Annotated in this window: 15 protein-coding genes; 8 read left to right on the top strand and 7 right to left on the bottom strand. The window is 66.7% G+C overall.

Going from position 1 to position 16,927, the window contains the following annotated elements:
• Window positions 1–27: 27 nt before the first annotated feature.
• The 5 genes from gyrB to dnaA all read right to left on the bottom strand — a co-directional run bounded on the left by gyrB (window position 28) and on the right by dnaA (window position 7,549).
• A complete protein-coding gene (gyrB, locus tag EL266_RS02730) occupies window positions 28–2,076 on the bottom strand; it encodes a DNA topoisomerase (ATP-hydrolyzing) subunit B (protein WP_026426266.1) in 2,049 nt (682 codons plus the stop codon).
• A 327-nt stretch (window positions 2,077–2,403) separates the two neighbouring features.
• Window positions 2,404–3,036 (bottom strand): DUF721 domain-containing protein, encoded by a 633-nt coding sequence (locus EL266_RS13480; RefSeq protein ID WP_197719264.1) that lies wholly within the window; start codon window positions 3,034–3,036, stop codon window positions 2,404–2,406.
• Window positions 3,029–4,237, bottom strand: coding sequence for a DNA replication/repair protein RecF (recF, locus tag EL266_RS02720; protein ID WP_026426264.1), 1,209 nt, complete (start codon window positions 4,235–4,237; stop codon window positions 3,029–3,031). Before recF ends, EL266_RS13480 begins: the two co-directional genes overlap by 8 nt.
• A gap of 9 nt (window positions 4,238–4,246) precedes the next feature.
• Entirely contained in the window at window positions 4,247–5,380 is a 1,134-nt protein-coding gene (dnaN, locus tag EL266_RS02715; RefSeq protein WP_026426263.1) for a DNA polymerase III subunit beta, read from the bottom strand.
• Between the two features lie 441 nt (window positions 5,381–5,821).
• The gene (dnaA, locus tag EL266_RS02710) at window positions 5,822–7,549 is read right to left on the bottom strand and encodes a chromosomal replication initiator protein DnaA (RefSeq protein ID WP_026426262.1); all 1,728 of its coding nucleotides are present in this window, start codon (window positions 7,547–7,549) and stop codon (window positions 5,822–5,824) included.
• Window positions 7,550–8,014: 465 nt separating this feature from the next.
• Here dnaA and rpmH point away from each other — a divergent pair, with 465 nt between their 5' ends.
• From rpmH to EL266_RS02670, 8 genes are all read left to right on the top strand, one after another.
• A complete protein-coding gene (gene rpmH, locus EL266_RS02705) occupies window positions 8,015–8,152 on the top strand; it encodes a 50S ribosomal protein L34 (RefSeq protein WP_026426261.1) in 138 nt (45 codons plus the stop codon).
• 1 nt (window position 8,153) lies between these two features.
• On the top strand, window positions 8,154–8,522 hold the full coding sequence (gene rnpA, locus EL266_RS02700) for a ribonuclease P protein component (RefSeq protein ID WP_084500443.1): 369 nt from the start codon (window positions 8,154–8,156) through the stop codon (window positions 8,520–8,522).
• Window positions 8,519–8,812, top strand: a complete 294-nt coding sequence (gene yidD / locus EL266_RS02695; protein WP_034514615.1) for a membrane protein insertion efficiency factor YidD — start codon at window positions 8,519–8,521, stop codon at window positions 8,810–8,812. The genes rnpA and yidD overlap by 4 nt, the downstream gene beginning before the upstream one ends.
• A gap of 59 nt (window positions 8,813–8,871) precedes the next feature.
• Window positions 8,872–10,053 carry a membrane protein insertase YidC gene (yidC, locus tag EL266_RS02690; protein ID WP_026426258.1) on the top strand — a complete coding sequence of 394 codons (1,182 nt, stop codon included), beginning with the start codon at window positions 8,872–8,874 and terminating at the stop codon, window positions 10,051–10,053.
• A 50-nt stretch (window positions 10,054–10,103) separates the two neighbouring features.
• Window positions 10,104–10,652 carry a Jag family protein gene (locus EL266_RS02685; RefSeq protein ID WP_034514614.1) on the top strand — a complete coding sequence of 183 codons (549 nt, stop codon included), beginning with the start codon at window positions 10,104–10,106 and terminating at the stop codon, window positions 10,650–10,652.
• Window positions 10,653–10,654: 2 nt separating this feature from the next.
• Window positions 10,655–11,290, top strand: a complete 636-nt coding sequence (rsmG, locus tag EL266_RS02680) for a 16S rRNA (guanine(527)-N(7))-methyltransferase RsmG (RefSeq protein ID WP_026426257.1) — start codon at window positions 10,655–10,657, stop codon at window positions 11,288–11,290.
• A gap of 102 nt (window positions 11,291–11,392) precedes the next feature.
• Window positions 11,393–12,295, top strand: a complete 903-nt coding sequence (locus EL266_RS02675; protein ID WP_026426256.1) for a ParA family protein — start codon at window positions 11,393–11,395, stop codon at window positions 12,293–12,295.
• Window positions 12,295–13,674 carry a ParB/RepB/Spo0J family partition protein gene (locus EL266_RS02670; protein ID WP_026426255.1) on the top strand — a complete coding sequence of 460 codons (1,380 nt, stop codon included), beginning with the start codon at window positions 12,295–12,297 and terminating at the stop codon, window positions 13,672–13,674. Before EL266_RS02675 ends, EL266_RS02670 begins: the two co-directional genes overlap by 1 nt.
• Before the next feature lie 928 nt (window positions 13,675–14,602).
• Here EL266_RS02670 and EL266_RS02665 read toward each other — a convergent pair.
• Complete coding sequence (locus tag EL266_RS02665; protein ID WP_197719284.1) at window positions 14,603–15,550, bottom strand: D-alanine--D-alanine ligase family protein; 948 nt, start codon at window positions 15,548–15,550, stop codon at window positions 14,603–14,605.
• 20 nt (window positions 15,551–15,570) lie between these two features.
• Window positions 15,571–16,878: an aminotransferase-like domain-containing protein gene (locus EL266_RS02660; protein ID WP_026426253.1), complete on the bottom strand. Its 1,308-nt coding sequence runs from the start codon at window positions 16,876–16,878 to the stop codon at window positions 15,571–15,573.
• Between the last annotated feature and the right edge of the window lie 49 nt (window positions 16,879–16,927).

Raw genomic sequence — 16,927 nt, 5'->3', positions numbered from 1 at the left:
CGGTGCCCGGGGTGGGGTGGCGGTGGCTCAGATATCCAGGAAGCGCACGTCGGAGGCGTTGCGCTGGATGAAGGAGCGCCGCTGCTCGACGTCGTCGCCCATGAGGATGGCGAAGGTCTCGTCGGCGTCGGCCGCCTCGTCGAGGGTGACCTGCTTGAGGATGCGCGTGGAGGGGTCCATCGTGGTCTCCCACAGCTCGTGGTCGTTCATCTCTCCCAGGCCCTTGTAGCGCTGGATGCCGCCCTCCTTGGGCAGGCGGCGGCCGGCCTGAGCGCCGGCCTTGAGGAGCTTGTCCCGCTCGGCATCGGAGTAGGCGAACTCGTGCTCGGCATTCGACCACTTCAGGCGGTACAGGGGCGGCATGGCGATGTAGGTGTGCCCGTGCTCGATGAGGGGCCGCATGTAGCGGAACAGGAGGGTGAGCAGCAGGGTGGCGATGTGCTGGCCGTCGACATCGGCGTCGGCCATGATGACGATCTTGCCGTAGCGCAGCTTGGTCAGGTCGAAGTCCTCGCCGATCCCGGTGCCGAAGGCCGTGATGAGGGAGCGGATCGTGTCCGAGGACAGGGCCCGGTCCAGCCGCGCCTTCTCCACATTGAGGATCTTGCCGCGGATGGGCATGATCGCCTGGTGCTCGGGGTCCCGCCCGCCCACGGCGGAGCCGCCGGCGGAGTCCCCCTCGACGATGAAGATCTCGCAGTCCTCGGCCACGCGCGAGGAGCAGTCGCGCAGCTTGCCGGGCATGGAGGCCGACTCCAGGACGCCCTTGCGCCGCGTGGCCTCGCGGGCCTTGCGGGCGGCCAGGCGGGCGGCGGCGGCCTGGGTGGCCTTGTTGATGACGGCCTTGGCGTCGGCGGGGTGGGAGTCCAGCCAGTCGCCGAGCTGGGCGTAGACGGTCTGCTGGACGAAGGTGCGGGCCTCGGTGTTGCCGAGCTTGGTCTTGGTCTGGCCCTCGAACTGCGGCTCGGAGAGCTTGACGGAGATGACGGCGGTCAGGCCCTCGCGGATGTCGTCACCGGTGAGGTTGTCGTCCTTGTCCTTGAGCAGGCCCTTGTCGCGGGCGTACTTGTTGACCAGCGTGGTCAGGGCCGTGCGGAAGCCCTCCTCATGGGTTCCGCCCTCGGTGGTGTTGATGGTGTTGGCGTAGGTGTGCACGGACTCGGAGTAGGCGCTGGTCCACTGCATGGCGATCTCCAGGCTGATGCCATGGGTCTCATCCAGCGCCTGCTCGGCCTCGAAGTCGATGATCTCGGCGTGGATGAGCTCGCTCTTCTTGGACTTGTTGAGGAACTCCACGTAGTCGCGCAGCCCATGGTTGTAGCAGTAGGTCACCGAGCGGTGGCCCACCACCGGGTCGTCGGCCGGGCCGCCCTCATCCCCGGTGATCTCATCCCCGGCGTCCTGGACCCCGGCGCGCTCATCGGTCAGGGTGATGCGCAGGCCCTTGTTGAGGAAGGCCATCTGCTGGAAGCGGCGGCGCAGGGTCTCGTAGTCGAAGACCACGGTCTCGAAGATGGAGGGGTCGGGGTAGAAGGTCTGGGTGGTGCCGGTGGCCTGGGTGGCCTCGCCCTTGACCAGCTCGGTGATCGGCTTGCCGCCGTCGGCGAAGGACATGCGCCACACGTGACCCTGGCGGCGGATCTCGGTGTCCACGCGCGTGGACAGGGCGTTGACCACGGAGATGCCCACGCCGTGCAGTCCGCCGGAGACGGCGTAGCCTCCGCCGCCGAACTTCCCACCGGCGTGCAGGATGGTCATGACCACCTCGACGGTGGGCTTGCGCTCCGTGGGGTGCTCATCGACGGGGATGCCGCGGCCGTTGTCCTCCACGCGCACGGCGCCGTCGTCCTGGAGGGTGACCTGGATGTGGTCGCAGTGACCGGCCAGGGCCTCATCGACGGAGTTGTCGACGACCTCGTAGACCAGGTGGTGCAGTCCGCGCTCCCCGGTGGACCCGATGTACATGCCGGGCCGCTTGCGCACGGCCTCGAGCCCCTCCAGGACGGTGATGTCCGAGGCCCCGTAGTCGCGGGCCTGCGTGGTCGGCTCCTTGGTCGCTTCAGGCTCAGTGGCCACAGCGGCGTCCTGCTCAGACACGTGTCAGTTGCTCCTCATCGTTGCGCGCACGGAAGGACCCTGGTGGTCCGATGTCTCCGTCCGAGCCCTTCACGCGCCGATCCCGGCTGGGATCCCGCATGCGCGTAGGTGGGTACCTCAGGGCGGTCCTGTGCGCACCATGGGCGGTTCCAACGCATTCTAGCGCACAGGGGCATGAACCTGATGTTCACGGGCGCTGCTGGAGAGTGCCCGTCATCACCTCAGTCACGGCCGCATCACCGACCAATCGCCCTGATATTGCCCAGGAACCATCCAGAAGATCCTCTGGCCCGATCTCATCCGTTCTCATCCATAGGTGTCCCGGGGTCCTCGCGCTCCGCGAAGCCCCACACCGCGGCGCTTCCAGGTGGGGCCCGCCGGGCCCAGGATCCGCAGTTCGATGGGAGCGGGCCCCCTGCCGGCCGGGGCTCCGGGGGCTGAGCGCAGCGCCTGGGCCACGCGGGCCTCGATAACCGGCTGCATGAGGCGCAGCTGCTGGGCCCAGCTGGAGGAGGAGGCCCGCAGGGTGATGCGCCCGGCCTCGAAGGACTCGATGGCGCAGTGCTCGGCGACCTGCCGCCCCACGATCTCCTCCCATCCGGCCACGACGGCGGCCATGGCCAGCTTGCCGCCCCATCCGCGCTTGTCCACCATGCGGGCCAGCTCGCGCGAGCCGGTGCGCGGATCGAAGCGCGTGGGCCCGGGTCGATCGCGGCCCGGGGGCAGGCCGGGGCCACGGTCCTCGGGATCATCCTCGCCCAGGGCCCGGGCCCTCTGGCGGCGCTGGTCCCAGGGGGCCAGCCCCTGGCCCTCGGCGCTCGGGCGGGCCGGTGACCGCCCGGTGCCCGCCTCCCAGGCGCTGCGCTGGGCGCGGGCCAGGGCCCGGCCCGCTAGGGCATCGGCCTGGGCGCGGGTGGGCAGGGAGGGCTCCTCAGACACGGCTCACCTCCCCGTCCTCCACCCGGAATCGCGCCCCGGTCAGCTCACCGGGGATGTCCTCGTCGACGGCGGCCGTCAGCAGGACCTGCTGAGCCCCGGCCACCATGGTCACCAGTGCCTGACGACGCCGCTCATCCAGGGAGGCGAAGACGTCGTCGAGGATGAGAACGGGCTCGCCGTCGCCTCCGTAGGCCTCCACGTCATGGCGCAGCATCTCGTAGGAGCCCAGCCGCAGAGCCAGGGCCAGCGACCACTGCTCCCCGTGGGAGGCGTAGCCGCGGGCAGGCAGATCACCGATGAAGAGATCGAGGTCATCGCGGTGGGCGCCCACCAGGTTGGCGCCCCGGTCGATCTCGCGGGAGTGGAGCCCCGCCATGGCGGCCTCCAGGCGCGCGGCCGTGGTGGCGGCCTCGCCCAAGTCGGCCTCGCCGGCCAACCAGGCGCCCTCATCGCGGGGATCGGGCTCGGCGGCCCCCTCGGTGATGAGCAGGCTGGAGCGGTAGGCCATGCGCGCCTGGCCCCGGCCGTCGGCCACCGCATGGTAGGCGGCCTCCACCCAGGGGCGCAGGCGCGTGATGACCTCGATGCGCGCGGCGATGAGCCGAGCGGCCGCCGCCGCCAGCTGGGCATCCCAGACCTCAAGGGTCGCGAGCATGGAGGCGGTCGAGCTCCTGGCCGCCCGAGCGGATTTCAGCAGGCTGGCCCGCTGGGCCAGGATCTTGTCGTGCTCGGCGCGCACCCCGGCCAGGCTGGGGCGCAGGGTGACGACCAGATCATCCAGGAGCCGACGGCGCAGCCCCGGCTCACCGCGCACCAGGGCCAGGTCCTCGGGGGCGAAGATGACAGCGCGCAGGACGCCCAGAAGATCCCGGGGCCGGCAGCTTCCCCGATTCAGGCGCGCCCGATTGGCCTTGCCGGCGATGATCTCGATCTCCAGAACACTGGGCCGCTGGCCGTGGACGGCCTTGGCCCTGAGCACCGATCCGGCCGGCTGCTCCATGCCGGGCGCGGCCCGGCGCACCAGGGCGGTATCCGCCCCTGCTCGGTGGGAGGACAGCGAGGCGAGGTAGCCGATGGCCTCGACCAGGTTCGTCTTGCCCTGGCCGTTGGCGCCCACGAAGGCCGTGGGCCCGGGCTCCAGGGACAGCACCAGCCGCTCATAGGAGCGGAAGTCGTCCAGGGACAGGTCGGAGACGAACACCGGCGGGGATCAGGCCCCGAATCGGATCGGCATGATGAGGTAGCGGAAGCTCTCGTCCTCGGTGCCGCCGATGGCATCCACTCCGGTCAGCACGGCCGGCTTGGAGGCGTGGGTGAAGTCGAAGGTGACGTAGGGCTGGGTCAGGGCGCCCAGGCCGTCGAGCAGGTAGGTGGGGTTGAAGGCGGTGGTGATGTCCTCACCATCGAGGTGGGCGACGAGCTGCTCGGAGGCCTGCGCGTCGTCGCCCTGGCCCGCGTCCAGGGCCAGGCTGCCCTGGGTGAAGCTCATGTGGATGGGGGTGGCGCGGTCGGCCACGAGGCTGACGCGTCGGACCGCCGCGATGAGCTCCTCGCGTCCCACGGTGGCGTGGATGGTCGTGTTCTCGGGGAAGAGGCGGCGCACCGGCGGGTAGTCGCCGTCGGTCAGCAGGGAGGTGGTGCGCCTCCCGCCGGCCTCGAAGCCGATGAGGCCCGCCGAGCCGGTGCTGGAGTCGCTCAGGGCGATGGTGACATCCCCCGAGGAGGTCAGGGACTTGGCGACGTCGGACAGGGTCCGGGCCTTGAGCAGGGCCGTGGTGGACAGCTCCGGGGAGTCGGGCGACCAGGTCATCTGCCTCATGGCCAGGCGGTAGCGGTCGGTGGCCATGAGCACCAGGGAGGATCCCTCGACCTCCATCTGCACGCTGGTCAGCAGGGGCAGCGTCTCGTCGCGGGAGGCGGCGATGGAGACCTGGGCCACGGCGCGCGCCAGGTCATGGGCGTCGATGGTGCCGGCGACGGCGGGCATGGCCGGCAGGGCGGGGTAGTCGTCGGCGGCCATCGCGGCCAGGGAGAAGTGCGCCGCTCCGCAGGTCACCGCCACCTTGGTGCCCTCGAGCTCAAGATCGACGGGCTTGTTGGGAAGCGCCTTGGCGATGTCAGCCAGCAGACGGCCCGAGACCAGGACGATGCCCTCATCCTCCACATCAGCGGCCACCTCGCAGTGGGCTGAGACCTCATAGTCGAAGGACGACAGGATGAGGCTGGAGCCGGTGGCCTCCACGCGCACCCCGGCCAGGACCGGCACCGGTGGGCGGGCGGGCACGGAGCGCGCTGTCCAGGTCACTGCCTCGGCAAGGATGTCGCGATCGACCCTGAGCTTCACGATAGGTGCCTCCGTTGCAGGTGGATGGTCCGGGCGGGCGCGCTCGCCCGAGCGCGCACACGTCAGCGGGAGTCTAGACGTTCTCGGCAGCCGACGCGTGGAACTTGAAGAATCTGACGGCGAGCCTGAGCGGCCGGGCCCCACGTTGGCGGCGCGGATCGAATCGCATGTCTTTCGTTAGTAGAGGTAGTAGCACGTGTGGATCCTGGGGAGAACCCCGGTTTTGGCCGCCGTGGAGCCGATCCGCATGTGGAATCACATATGAGTGGTTCGGTTGGCTCATCGGGTCTTCGGTGGAGGACATCGAATGACAACTCTGTGCTTCCACAGCGGCCTCGTTGTCTCCCACAGCCATGCCCGGATCTGTCCACGCAGGCTCCCCAGTGACCTCCACAGCCGGTCGATCCGCGCGGACGGCCAGGGCCGGCTGGGCCGGTCGGGTCAGGCCTGGGGCGACTGCGCCGCCTGCTTGATGCGGCTGGTCAGCTCGGTGACCTGGTTGAAGGTGGAGCGGCGCTCGGCCATGAGGGTGCGGATCTTCTTGTCCGCGCTCATCACCGTGGTGTGGTCGCGGCCTCCGAACTCCCGACCGATCTTGGGCAGGGACAGGTCGGTCAGCTCCCGGCACAGGTACATGGCGATGTGCCGGGCCGAGACCATGGTGCGCGAGCGGTTGGCCGAGCACAGGTCATCGATGGTGATGTCGAAGTAGTCGGCGGTCTGGGCCATGATGAGGGAGGTGGTGATCTCCTGGCCCTCAGGGTCGGAGATGATGTCCTTGAGGACCATCTCGGCCAGGGTCTGGTCCACGGGCTGCTTGTTGAGCGAGGCGAAGGCCGTGACCCGGATGAGCGCGCCCTCCAGCTCGCGGATGTTGGTGGTCACCCGCGAGGCGATGTACTCCAGGACGTCGAAGGGCAGATCCAGGTCCTCGGCGCTGCCCTTGCGCGAGAGTATGGCGATGCGGGTCTCCAGGTCCGGGGGCTGGACATCGGCCAGAAGCCCCCACTCGAAGCGCGAGCGCAGGCGCTCGTCGAGCCCGCCCAGGGCCTTGGGCGGCTGGTCGGAGGTCAGGACCACCTGCTTGCCCGAGGAGTGCAGGGAGTTGAAGGTGTGGAAGAACTCCTCGAGGGTCGACTCCTTGCCCTGGAGGAACTGGATGTCATCCACCAGGAGAATGTCGACCTCCCGGTAGCGGCGCTTGAAGCCCTCCATGCGACCGTCATCCTGGTTGCCGTCGCGCACGCAGGCGATGAAGTCGGAGACGAAGACCTCGGAGTTGACGTACTTGACCCGGATCCCGGGGTTGAGGGTGCGGGCGTAGTGGCCGATGGCATGCAGCAGGTGGGTCTTGCCCAGGCCCGAGCCCCCGTAGATGAACAGGGGGTTGTAGGCGCGGGCCGGAGCCTCGGCCACCGCCAGTGCTGTGGCGTGGGCGAAGCGGTTGGACGAGCCGGTGACGTAGGAGTCGAAGGTGTAGCGCGGGTTGAGCTGGGAGGCGTCGTCGACCGCGGTGGGGCTCAGCAGTCCCGGGGAGGGGAGATGGGGGCCCGGCTCGACAGCGCTGGATCCCGGGGCGGCGGGGCGCCCGCCCGAGGCCGAGTGCCCGAGGTGCCCGGAGGGCCCGGGAGGCTCAGCGGATGCCGCGGCCACGTAGTAGGGCGCCTGACCGGGTTGGCCCGGTTGGCCGGGGCTTCCCGGCCCGTAGAGCATGCCGGCTGCCGGAGGGCTTCCCACCGCGGGACCTGTGGGAATGGCGATCGGAGCCGCCATGGGCGATGCGGGCTGGCCGATCATAGGAGGGGACATGGGCACCGGCGGGGCGTCGGGAGCGGTGCCCAGGGCGGGCGCCGGCAGGCTCACATAGGGCGAGGGCTCTGCGGGCCGAGGCTGGACCGCCGGGCGCATGGAGGCCTCGGAGGAGGTGTCGATGGTGACCTCGATGGGCATGGGGGTGCCCCAGACCTGCGAGACCGCCGAGCGGATCGGGGCCATCGACTGCTCCACGATGTCCTTGGCGAAGGCGGAGCCGACGACGAGGACCAGGGTGCCGTCCACATCGATGACATGAGTCATCCTGATCATGGACATCTTGCCCTGGCCCAGCTCTCCGGAGGCCGAGAGGACCTCCAGGGCTGAGAGCCACCGGGTGTTGGCGGTGTCGGGCACGACGTCCTCCTGGGGGTGGGTGAAGCATGTGGACAGGGCCGCCGGGCGGTGGCGGCCAGGCCATCCATCATGGGGTCTCTCCACAGAGTTGTCCACACCTGTGGGTCACTCGGGAGCGTTGTCCACAGTCGGCGATGACAGCCGGTCTCGCACTATGAATGACACGTGCTGACGATGACGCCATGGCGGAGCGCTCCACAGATTCACAGGGGTGTGGACCGGCCAGCGTCCACAGTAGTGGATATATCCTGGTTGTCACCCCGAACTGGCCTGGATGAAGGCTGAACGTGGTTGGCGCCTCATCCGGCGTCCGTCACATCCGTTTGACCCTGCGGGAGGGCGAAACGTATTGTGGTGCGGACGTTCGCGCGGACTCAGGCCTCGGTCCATGGGGCATCCGCACGAGCGACAGCGCCGCGACCCTCGCGATGCGCTGTTCCGATCACCTCAAGCAGGAGTACAGCCGTGAGCAAGCGGACCTACCAGCCCAACAACCGTCGTCGTGCCAAGGTGCACGGCTTCCGCAAGCGCATGTCCACTCGCGCCGGCCGGGCTGTTCTGGCCTCGCGCCGCCGCAAGGGCCGCGCGCGTCTCGCCGCCTGAGGTGCTCGACGCGGCGCACCGATTACTGCGGGGTGATGACTTCTCCTCCGCAGTGCGCACTGGTGCCCGCAGCGGCAGCCGCAGGCTGGTCCTTCACTACCGCGCCGGCGAGTCCGGGGATCATGCCCCGGCCCTCGTCGGCGTCGTCGTCCCCAAGAAGCAGGTCCCTCTGGCCACGCACCGCAACCGGATCAAGCGGCGGGTGCGGGCCATCATGGCCGAGCGCCTGGATGGCCTCCAGCCCGGCTCACGCCTGGTCATCCGCGGTCTGGCCGGGGCCGACGGCGCATCGAGCGCCGATCTGGCCCGGGACATCGATCGGCTCCTGGACCGCTGCCGGCGCCTGGCAGCTCAAGGACGGCGCAGATGACCAGGACGAGGGCGGGGCGGCTGGCGGCACGCGTGGTGCTGGCCCCGGTGCGGCTCTACCAGCACTGGATCTCCCCGGCATTACCCCCGAGCTGCCGCTACTACCCGAGCTGCTCCGCCTACGCCGTCCAGGCCGTGGAGCGGCACGGCGTGGTCAAGGGCATGATCCTGTCCGTCTGGCGCATCCTGCGCTGCAATCCCCTGACGCCCGGCGGCGTCGACCACGTGCCCGATGAGGGCAGGTGGCGCTATCACTATCCCCACGACGTTCCCCGGTTCATGCACGAGTGATGCCGGGCCGGAGCCTCAGCGGTGGCTGGGGCCCGCACGATCTCTCACAAGGAGTACAGATGGACAGCATGCTGTGGCCCCTCAAGGTGGCTGTCGCCTGGGTCATGGTCTACATCCACAAGGCACTGGTCTTCCTGGGCATGCCCGATGGACCCGGCGTGGCCTGGGTGCTGTCGATCATCGGGCTGACGATCGTGGTGCGCATCCTCATCATCCCCCTGGTCGTCCGCCAGATCCGGGCCTCGCGCGGCATGCAGCTCATGCAGCCCGAGTTCCAGGCCCTGCAGGCCAAGTACAAGGGCAAGAAGGATCCCGAGTCGCAGCGGCGCCAGCAGGAGGAGATGATGGCGCTCTACCGCAAGCACGGGACCAACCCTCTGTCCTCCTGCCTGCCGATCCTCGTGCAGATGCCGGTATTTTTCGCGCTCCTCCGGGTGCTGTCCAGCCTACCCAACGTGGCCAACGGGACCTACCCGGGCGGTGACTCGATCGGCCCGCTGACCGCGAAACTCGCCGCTGATGTCCAGGCCTCCACGTTCCTGGGCGCCCACCTGTCCGACTCCTTCCTGGGAAGCTCCGATCTCCAGGTCAAGATCGTGACGGTGATCATGATCATCATCATGTCGGCGACGCAGTGGTACACCATGGCCCAGCTGAGCATGAAGAACATGCCGGAGTCCGTCAAGAACTCCGACAACCCCATGATGCGCTCCCAGCGCATGATGATCACGGTCATGCCCATCGTCTTCGCCTTCTCCGGCGTCTACTTCCAGATCGGCGTGCTCGTCTACTGGCTGACCTCCAATGCGTGGACCCTGGGGCAGCAGTACTTCACCATTCGCAACATGCCGGCCCCCGGATCTGATGCGGAGAAGAAGTACCGCGCCCGCATCAACGCCAAGCGGGCGCGCAAGGGCCTGCCCTCCCTTGAGGAGGAGGAGCGGGCCGCCGCCGCGGCCAAGGCCGAGGCCGAGGGGCGCACCGGCGGCCAGCGCGTCCAGCCGGTGCGCAAGAATCGGCAGAAGAAGCACGGCTCCCAGGTGGCCGGCGAGGCGCGCGGTGGGGAGTCCGTGGATCAGACCCCCGATCCCGACGAGGTCGATGAGGGCGGTGAAGCCTCCTCGGCGCATGGGCTCACCGATGAGGAGATCGCGCGCCGCCGTTACGAGAGGCGGGCCCGCGCCCGCCAGCAGGCCGCTGCCAAGCGCAAGAAGCAGGCCAAGAAGCGCAAGCAGCGCTGAGCAGTCCCCACTCTTAGTTTGACAACCCGCGAGTAGATACGGATCAGCACATGACTGAGAACACCGGTTCCGACAGCAGTGTCTCGCGCCTGGAGGAGGAGGGTGAGATCGGCGCCGACTACCTCGAGGAGCTCCTGGACATCGCCGACCTGGGCGGCGATATCGATATCGACGTCGATCACGGCCGGGCCTCCATCGCCATCCTGGCCTCGGAGGAGGGCGATGAGCGCGAGCTCGCCGATCTGGTCGGCGCCGACGGCGAGGTCCTGGAGGCCGTTCAGGAGCTGACGCGCCTGGCGGTTCAGGCCCGTACGGGCAACCGCTCCCGCCTCATGCTCGACATCAATGGCTACCGCGCCGCCCGGCGCATCGAGTTGACCGAGGTGGCTCAGGAGGCGGTCACCAAGGTGCTTGCCACCGGCGAGGCGGTGTCACTGACGCCGATGAACCCCTTCGAGCGCAAGGTGTGCCACGACGTCGTCGCGGCTGCCGGCCTCTACTCGGAGTCCGAGGGCGGTGAGCCGCACCGCTACGTGGTGGTGCTGCCAGCTCAGGATGAGGAGTCCGCAGCAGTGGATGATGAGGCCGAGCAGGACTGAGCATGACCGAGATCCAGGTGGAGGAGCCCACCGAGGAGATGCGCGAGCTCTTCGGACTTGCCTTCGCCGGCGCCGAGCACTTCGCAGACATGCTCGCCCGGGAGGGCGAGCTGCGCGGACTGGTGGGGCCGCGCGAGCTGCCTCGCCTGTGGAGTCGGCATATCGTCAACTCCGCGGCGGTGGTTCCCTTCCTCCCCTCTCGGGGGAGCGTGGCCGATGTGGGATCCGGGGCCGGCTTTCCAGGAGTCGTGGTCGCACTGCTGCGGCCGGATCTCGACATCACCCTCATTGAGACGATGGAGCGCCGCGCGCAGTGGCTGAGCGACGTCGTCGCCGAGCTCGATCTGGACAATGTGTCCATCCGTCGGGCTCGTGCCGAGGAGATCAAGGATCGCTATGACGCGGTGACCGCCCGGGCGGTGGCCAACCTGTCCAAGCTGGTGCGTTTGACCTCGGGGCTGTTGCGGCCCGGGGGCGCTCTGCTGGCACTCAAGGGTGCCAAGGCTGAGGCGGAGGTTGAGGACGCCGTGTACGTGATTAAAAAGGCTAAGTTATCAAAAGCCGTTATTCATGAGGTTGTCACATCAGATGATGATGTCACCCGAGTGGTTGAGGTTCGCCGGCCGAAGAAGGCATGAGGCGCGCATCGGAGCCACCAGGTAGAGGTCGCTGGGCTCGCGTAGACTGCTGAGTGTCAAACTGGCTTCAGCAGTCGGGTAGTCGTTTCAGGAGGAGCAGCGTTGTCTGGATCGTCTATTTTCGATCAGCTCCAAGCCGATCACATCGCTCTTGATGCGGTGGCGGAGGAGGGTCATCCACGTCCCGGGCGCACGCGCATTGTCGCCGTCGCCAACCAGAAGGGTGGTGTCGGTAAAACCTCCACCGCCGTCAATCTGGCCGCGGCCCTGGCCGAGGGCGGTTTGAACGTGCTGCTCATCGACGCCGACTCCCAGGGAAATGCGTCGACTGCACTAGGGGTGGAGCATGGTGAGGACTGCGCCTCGATCTACGATGTGCTGGTTGACGATCTTGCCATCAAGGACGTCGTCACCCCCACCAGATTCAGTAGCACTCTGCTGTGCGTCCCGGCCACGATCGACGTGGCGGCGGTGGAGATCGAGCTGATCGAGACTCCGCAGCGCGAGTCTCGGCTCCGCTACGCCCTCAACGACTATCTCGCCTATCGCGAGACTGAGGGCATGGAGCGACTGGACTACATCATCATCGACTGCCCTCCCAGCCTGGGCATTATGACGATCAATGCCTTCGTTGCTGCTGCCGAGGTTCTTATCCCCATGCAGGCTGAGTACTACGCACTGGAGGGGCTGGCTCTCCTGACCCGTTCGATCGATCGCATCGCGCGGATCCACAACCCCGAATTGGCAGTGTCGATGATCGTGTTGACGATGTTCGATGGTCGCACCACTTTGGCCCGCGAGGTCGAGTCGGAGGTGCGCGACTACTTCCCGCACGCCACGTTGGACACCAAGGTCCCACGATCCATCAGGGTGGCGGAGGCCCCCTCCTTCGGCGCCCCAGTGGTGTATTGGGACCCGCGCTCCTCGGGCGCAGTGGCATACAAGAAGATGGCTCACGAGGTCGCTCTTCGGGGCGCCTCCATGACTGAAGGCGAGGATGCCTAATGGCTCAAAAGCGGCGCGGCCTGGGTCGAGGCCTGGAGGCGCTGATCCCCGATTCCCAGAAGGAGACGTCAACCCCTACTCGACGTCCTTCCGATGTGTTCTTCCCTGAGAGTCGTGCTGAGGAGGATGCCTCTCAGGAGGGAGAGGCATCGGAGGAGCAGAGCGAGCGTCGGGGACGTGATCTCACTGCTTCCCTCATGGCACCGCGCAAGCGTGAGAAGACCACGAGGCCCCGTCGCGCCGCCAAGACCGAGGAACCTGCTCGTGCGACCAAGACCGCGTCGAAGGCCTCGGTTTCACGTGAAACACGGAGTAAGAGGAACTCCTCCGAGAAGCCTCGGTCCACAACGAGTCGCGCCCGCGCACGCGCTGAGGATGCCGAGGCCACTAGAGCTGAGGCTCTGCCCGCCGAGGATGCAGGCTCGGAGGCGCCCATCGAGTCGGTATCTGAGATTCCGACCGACCAGAAGCAGGTCAGTGCGTCATCCTCGGTTGAGAGTGTGGACGATGTTTCACGTGAAACCGAGGCCGAGACCGAGGACGAAGGACTTGTTCCCGTTCCGGGAGCGACCTTCGCCAGCCTTCCTGTTGATGTCATCCAGCCGAATCGTCGGCAGCCGCGGCAGGTATTCGATGAGGATGACATCGCCGAGCTGGCGGCCTCCATCCGCGAGGTCGGTCTGCTTCAGCCGATTGTCGTCCGCCGGTCGCCGGAGGACGAGACTCACTATGAGCTCATCATGGGCGAGCGACGACTGCGTGCCGCGAAGGACGCAGGGCTGGAGACTATCCCCGCGGTTGTACGTGACACCGATGAGGTCGATCTGCTCCGGGACGCACTGCTGGAGAACCTTCACCGCGTGCAGCTCAACCCGCTGGAGGAGGCGGCCGCCTATCAGCAGCTTCTTGAGGACTTCAATTGCACCCACGCCGAGTTGTCCGAGCGCATCGCTCGCTCCCGTTCGCAGATTTCCAATACGTTGCGACTGATGAAGCTTCCTCCCCTGGTTCAGCGGAGGTTGGCCGCGGGAGTCATCTCCGCCGGACATGCGCGCGCACTTCTGGGTCTCGCCAATGCGGCGCTGATGGAGAGACTTGCTCAGCGCGTCGTTGCAGAAGGCCTGTCGGTGAGGGCCACTGAGGAACTGGTCGCGCTTCAGGATGAGCCCGAGGTCGCTGAGGGTCAGCCCCGGGTACTTCGGGCTCGCAGCACTCCTCTCCCGGGGCTGTCGAATCGACTGTCAGATGCTTTCGACACTCGCGTCAAGGTCACGCGTGGTGCCAAGAAGGGACGCATCACCATCGAGTTCGCCGGCCAGGAGGACCTGGCTCGCATTATCAGCGCATTGGCACCAGGAACCTCCTTGGACGAGGACTAGCACGGTTTCACGTGAAACATGGGCTCGACGCTGCGAGCGTCGGGCCCATGTTGTCCTCTGGTGCCTGTTCCCACGGAACAGCTCATGACGCATGTGGACCGGCACTCGCTGACAAGCCTTTGGCGGAGCTCCTTCCCGTGTTGCCACTGCATTCCATGTTTCACGTGAAACACTGTCACCTCGCGCGTGCGGGCACATGCCCCAAGCCACCGGGGCCCTGCCCCACAGTGCCGTCGATCTCGAGCGGGCGGATGCCCGAGGTTTCACGTGAAACCGAGTGAGTGAGTGCCGCAGTGAGTAGCGAGGCGAAGTATCCACGCGATCGGTCGACGTCTCCACGGCAAGACACCTCCTTGCGGCATCGCTGCGAGGAGGAGTGTGTTTCACGTGAAACATCTCCTTCAGTGGCAGCTGCGGCATCGATCTTGACGTATCCGTGTTTCACGTGAAACCGAGGCCATCGGGTCGACGATGTGCATCACGGGACCATCATGTTCCACGTGAAACACTGCCGACGTCGAGCGTGTGGGCACTCGAGGTTTCACGTGAAACCCTGTGGGAAGCTGCCAGTGAGCGCGATAGATTGCCCATGCGATCCGTGGACATCCCCGCGGCAAGAGGGCACTCGTAGCATGGCTGCGAAGAGATGTGTGTTTCACGTGAAACGTGAGTTGTAGTCCGGCACAACGCTCGATATCAGAGACGATGCTTCATGTGAACGCGAGGGAAGTCGCCTGCACGAGAGATCGGGTGTTTCACGTGAAACGCCGTCGACCTCAAGCATGTGGACGTCCGAGGTTTCACGTGAAACCGAGTGAGTGCGGCGGCGGTCGCGCTCAGTGAGTGTCCATGCGACCGGCGGGCATCCCCGCAGCAAGAAGCCCCCTCGCGGCAACGCCGCGAGGGGGCTTGTGTTTCACGTGAAACCTCAAGGGTGCACGAGGGGATTCCTCACGAGTGCGTCATAGAGGCTCGTCAACTCTCCCTCCGATTCGGCGGCGATCGGCAGCAGGGAGTTCTCCGTCATCCCAGGAACGACGTTGACGTCGATGAACCATGGCGTGCCCTCATCGTCAAGAATGAGGTCAGTGCGAGAGATGTTCCCGAGGCCCAGAGTGTCGTGAACCGTCAGTGCGGTCTCCTGGACTCGCTGGATGAGAGCATCGTCCAAACGCGCTGGGACAAAGTACTCAGAGCGGCCGGGGTTGTATCGGGCGTCAAAGTCGTACTGTCCTTCGGAGACGACCTCCACAGGCGGCAGAGCACGCGGTCCGTTGCCCGTGTTCACCACGGAGACCGCTACCTCGGTGCCGGTGACGTAGGACTCGATCAGGGCCCGATCGTCATAGGAGAAGCAGGCCACCATGGCAGAGCGCAGCTCGTCTGCGGTGGAGGCATAGGAGACACCGAGCCCCGATCCTCCCTGGTTGGGCTTGACCACCACCGGAAGGCTCAGATGCTCGGCCACCACTCCCAGCACCTCCTGCGCGCCGAACTGGCTGAAGTACGCACGTGGAAGTGTGACTGAGTCGGGAGTGAGCACCCCTCCTGCTCTGACAGTGGCCTTAGCGGTCGGCTTGAAGGAGGACCGCTGGCATCCATCAGAATGCGTCCCCACATACGGCAGCTCCAGTGCGATGAGGACATTCTGCAGACCGCCGTCCTCGCCGTGGCCACCGTGGGCGAGCGGCCAAACCACATCGGGGCTGAAAGCGCGTAAGGCGCCGATGGTGCGAGCATCGATGTCCAGGACGATGACGGAGTGCCCGGCGTGCTTGAGCACCTGGGCGACCCTGTGTCCGGAGCGCAGGGAGATGTCTCGTTCGTGGCTGAGGCCACCGGCAAGAATGGCGATGCGCAAGGGCTCAGTGGCGATAGTGTCGTTCATGATTCTCCTCAGATCTGGTCAGGCGCAGGTGCACTGATTCCCGCGGAGGGCCGGTCGGGAATGGGGCCGAAGAGCTCCAGGATCTCCAGATCACGTGAAACAACCTCGGAGAGCCGGCGCACGCCTTCGTGGATGTCAGCAGGCTCTGGGTAGCAGAAGGACAGGCGCAGGTGATCGCGCCCAGCACGTCCGCCGGCGTAGAAGGCTGTGCCGGAGACATAGGCGACGAGGTTGGTCACGGCGCGTGGCAGCATCTCCTTGGCGTCGACTCCGTCGGGGAGGTTCAGCCACACGTAGAACCCCCCTGCGGGCACGTTCCACCGGCAGTTGGGCAGGTACTCCTCCAGCGCCGCGATCATGGCGTCTCTGCGCCCCTTGTACATGGTGCGGAAGTCCTCGATCTGGGTCTTCCAGTCGAACTGCTCCAGGTACATGGAGATGGAGTACTGGCCCACGGAGGACGGGCACAGAATGGCGGCCTCAGAGGCGAGCTTCATCTTCTCGCGCACCGCAGGTGGCGCCACCGCCCAGCCGACGCGGTAACCCGGTGCGAAGATCTTGGAGAAGGAGCCGAGATAGACGACGTCCTCGGGGGCCAGAGTCTTCAGTGCCGTGTAGGTCTGCCCCTCGAATCCGAGCAGCCCGTAGGGGTTGTCCTCGACGATGAGGATGTGGTGGCGTCGGCAGATCTCAACGATCTGAGGACGACGAGCCTCGCTGATCGTAACCCCAGCGGGGTTATGGAAGTTCGGCAAACAATAATAGAACTTAATGTGTCGTCCGGCTCGCTCGAGCTTCTCGATCGTCTCCTCCAGGGCCTCAGGGATGACGCCATCGGCATCGATTGGTACCTGTTGCACATCAGCCTGATAGGTGGAGAAGATAGATAGCGATCCGACGTAGGTGGGAGCCTCAGCCAGGATGACGTCACCGGCATCGATGAAGAGCTCGGTGATGATGTCGACGGCTTGCTGGGAGCCGGTGGTGATGACGACGTCCTCGGGATCGGCATCGATCCCCTCAAGAGCCATGACCTCGGTGATCTGCTCCCTCAGCACGGGCAGGCCCTGACCATTGCCGTACTGGAGGGCCCTGCCACCATCGGCACGGATCATCGCGGCTGTGGCCTCAGCCAGGCGGTCCAAGGGCAGATCCTTGAGATTGGGCATGCCGCCGGCCAAGGAGACCACCTCGGGCCGAGAGGCGACGGCGAACAGTGAACGGGTCTCGGAGGCCCGCAGCCCATGTGCCCTCGCGGCGTAGCTGTCCAGCCACGGGTCGAGGCGGTTGCCATGCACCTGATTCGTATCGCTCATCTGCCACTCCCTTCTGCGCGGAACCTCCCGCACGCGACAAGTCTGCCAC

This window comes from Actinomyces slackii (genome assembly GCF_900637295.1).
Classification (GTDB): domain Bacteria; phylum Actinomycetota; class Actinomycetes; order Actinomycetales; family Actinomycetaceae; genus Actinomyces; species Actinomyces slackii.
This window is presented reverse-complemented; position numbering and strand designations above follow the sequence as displayed.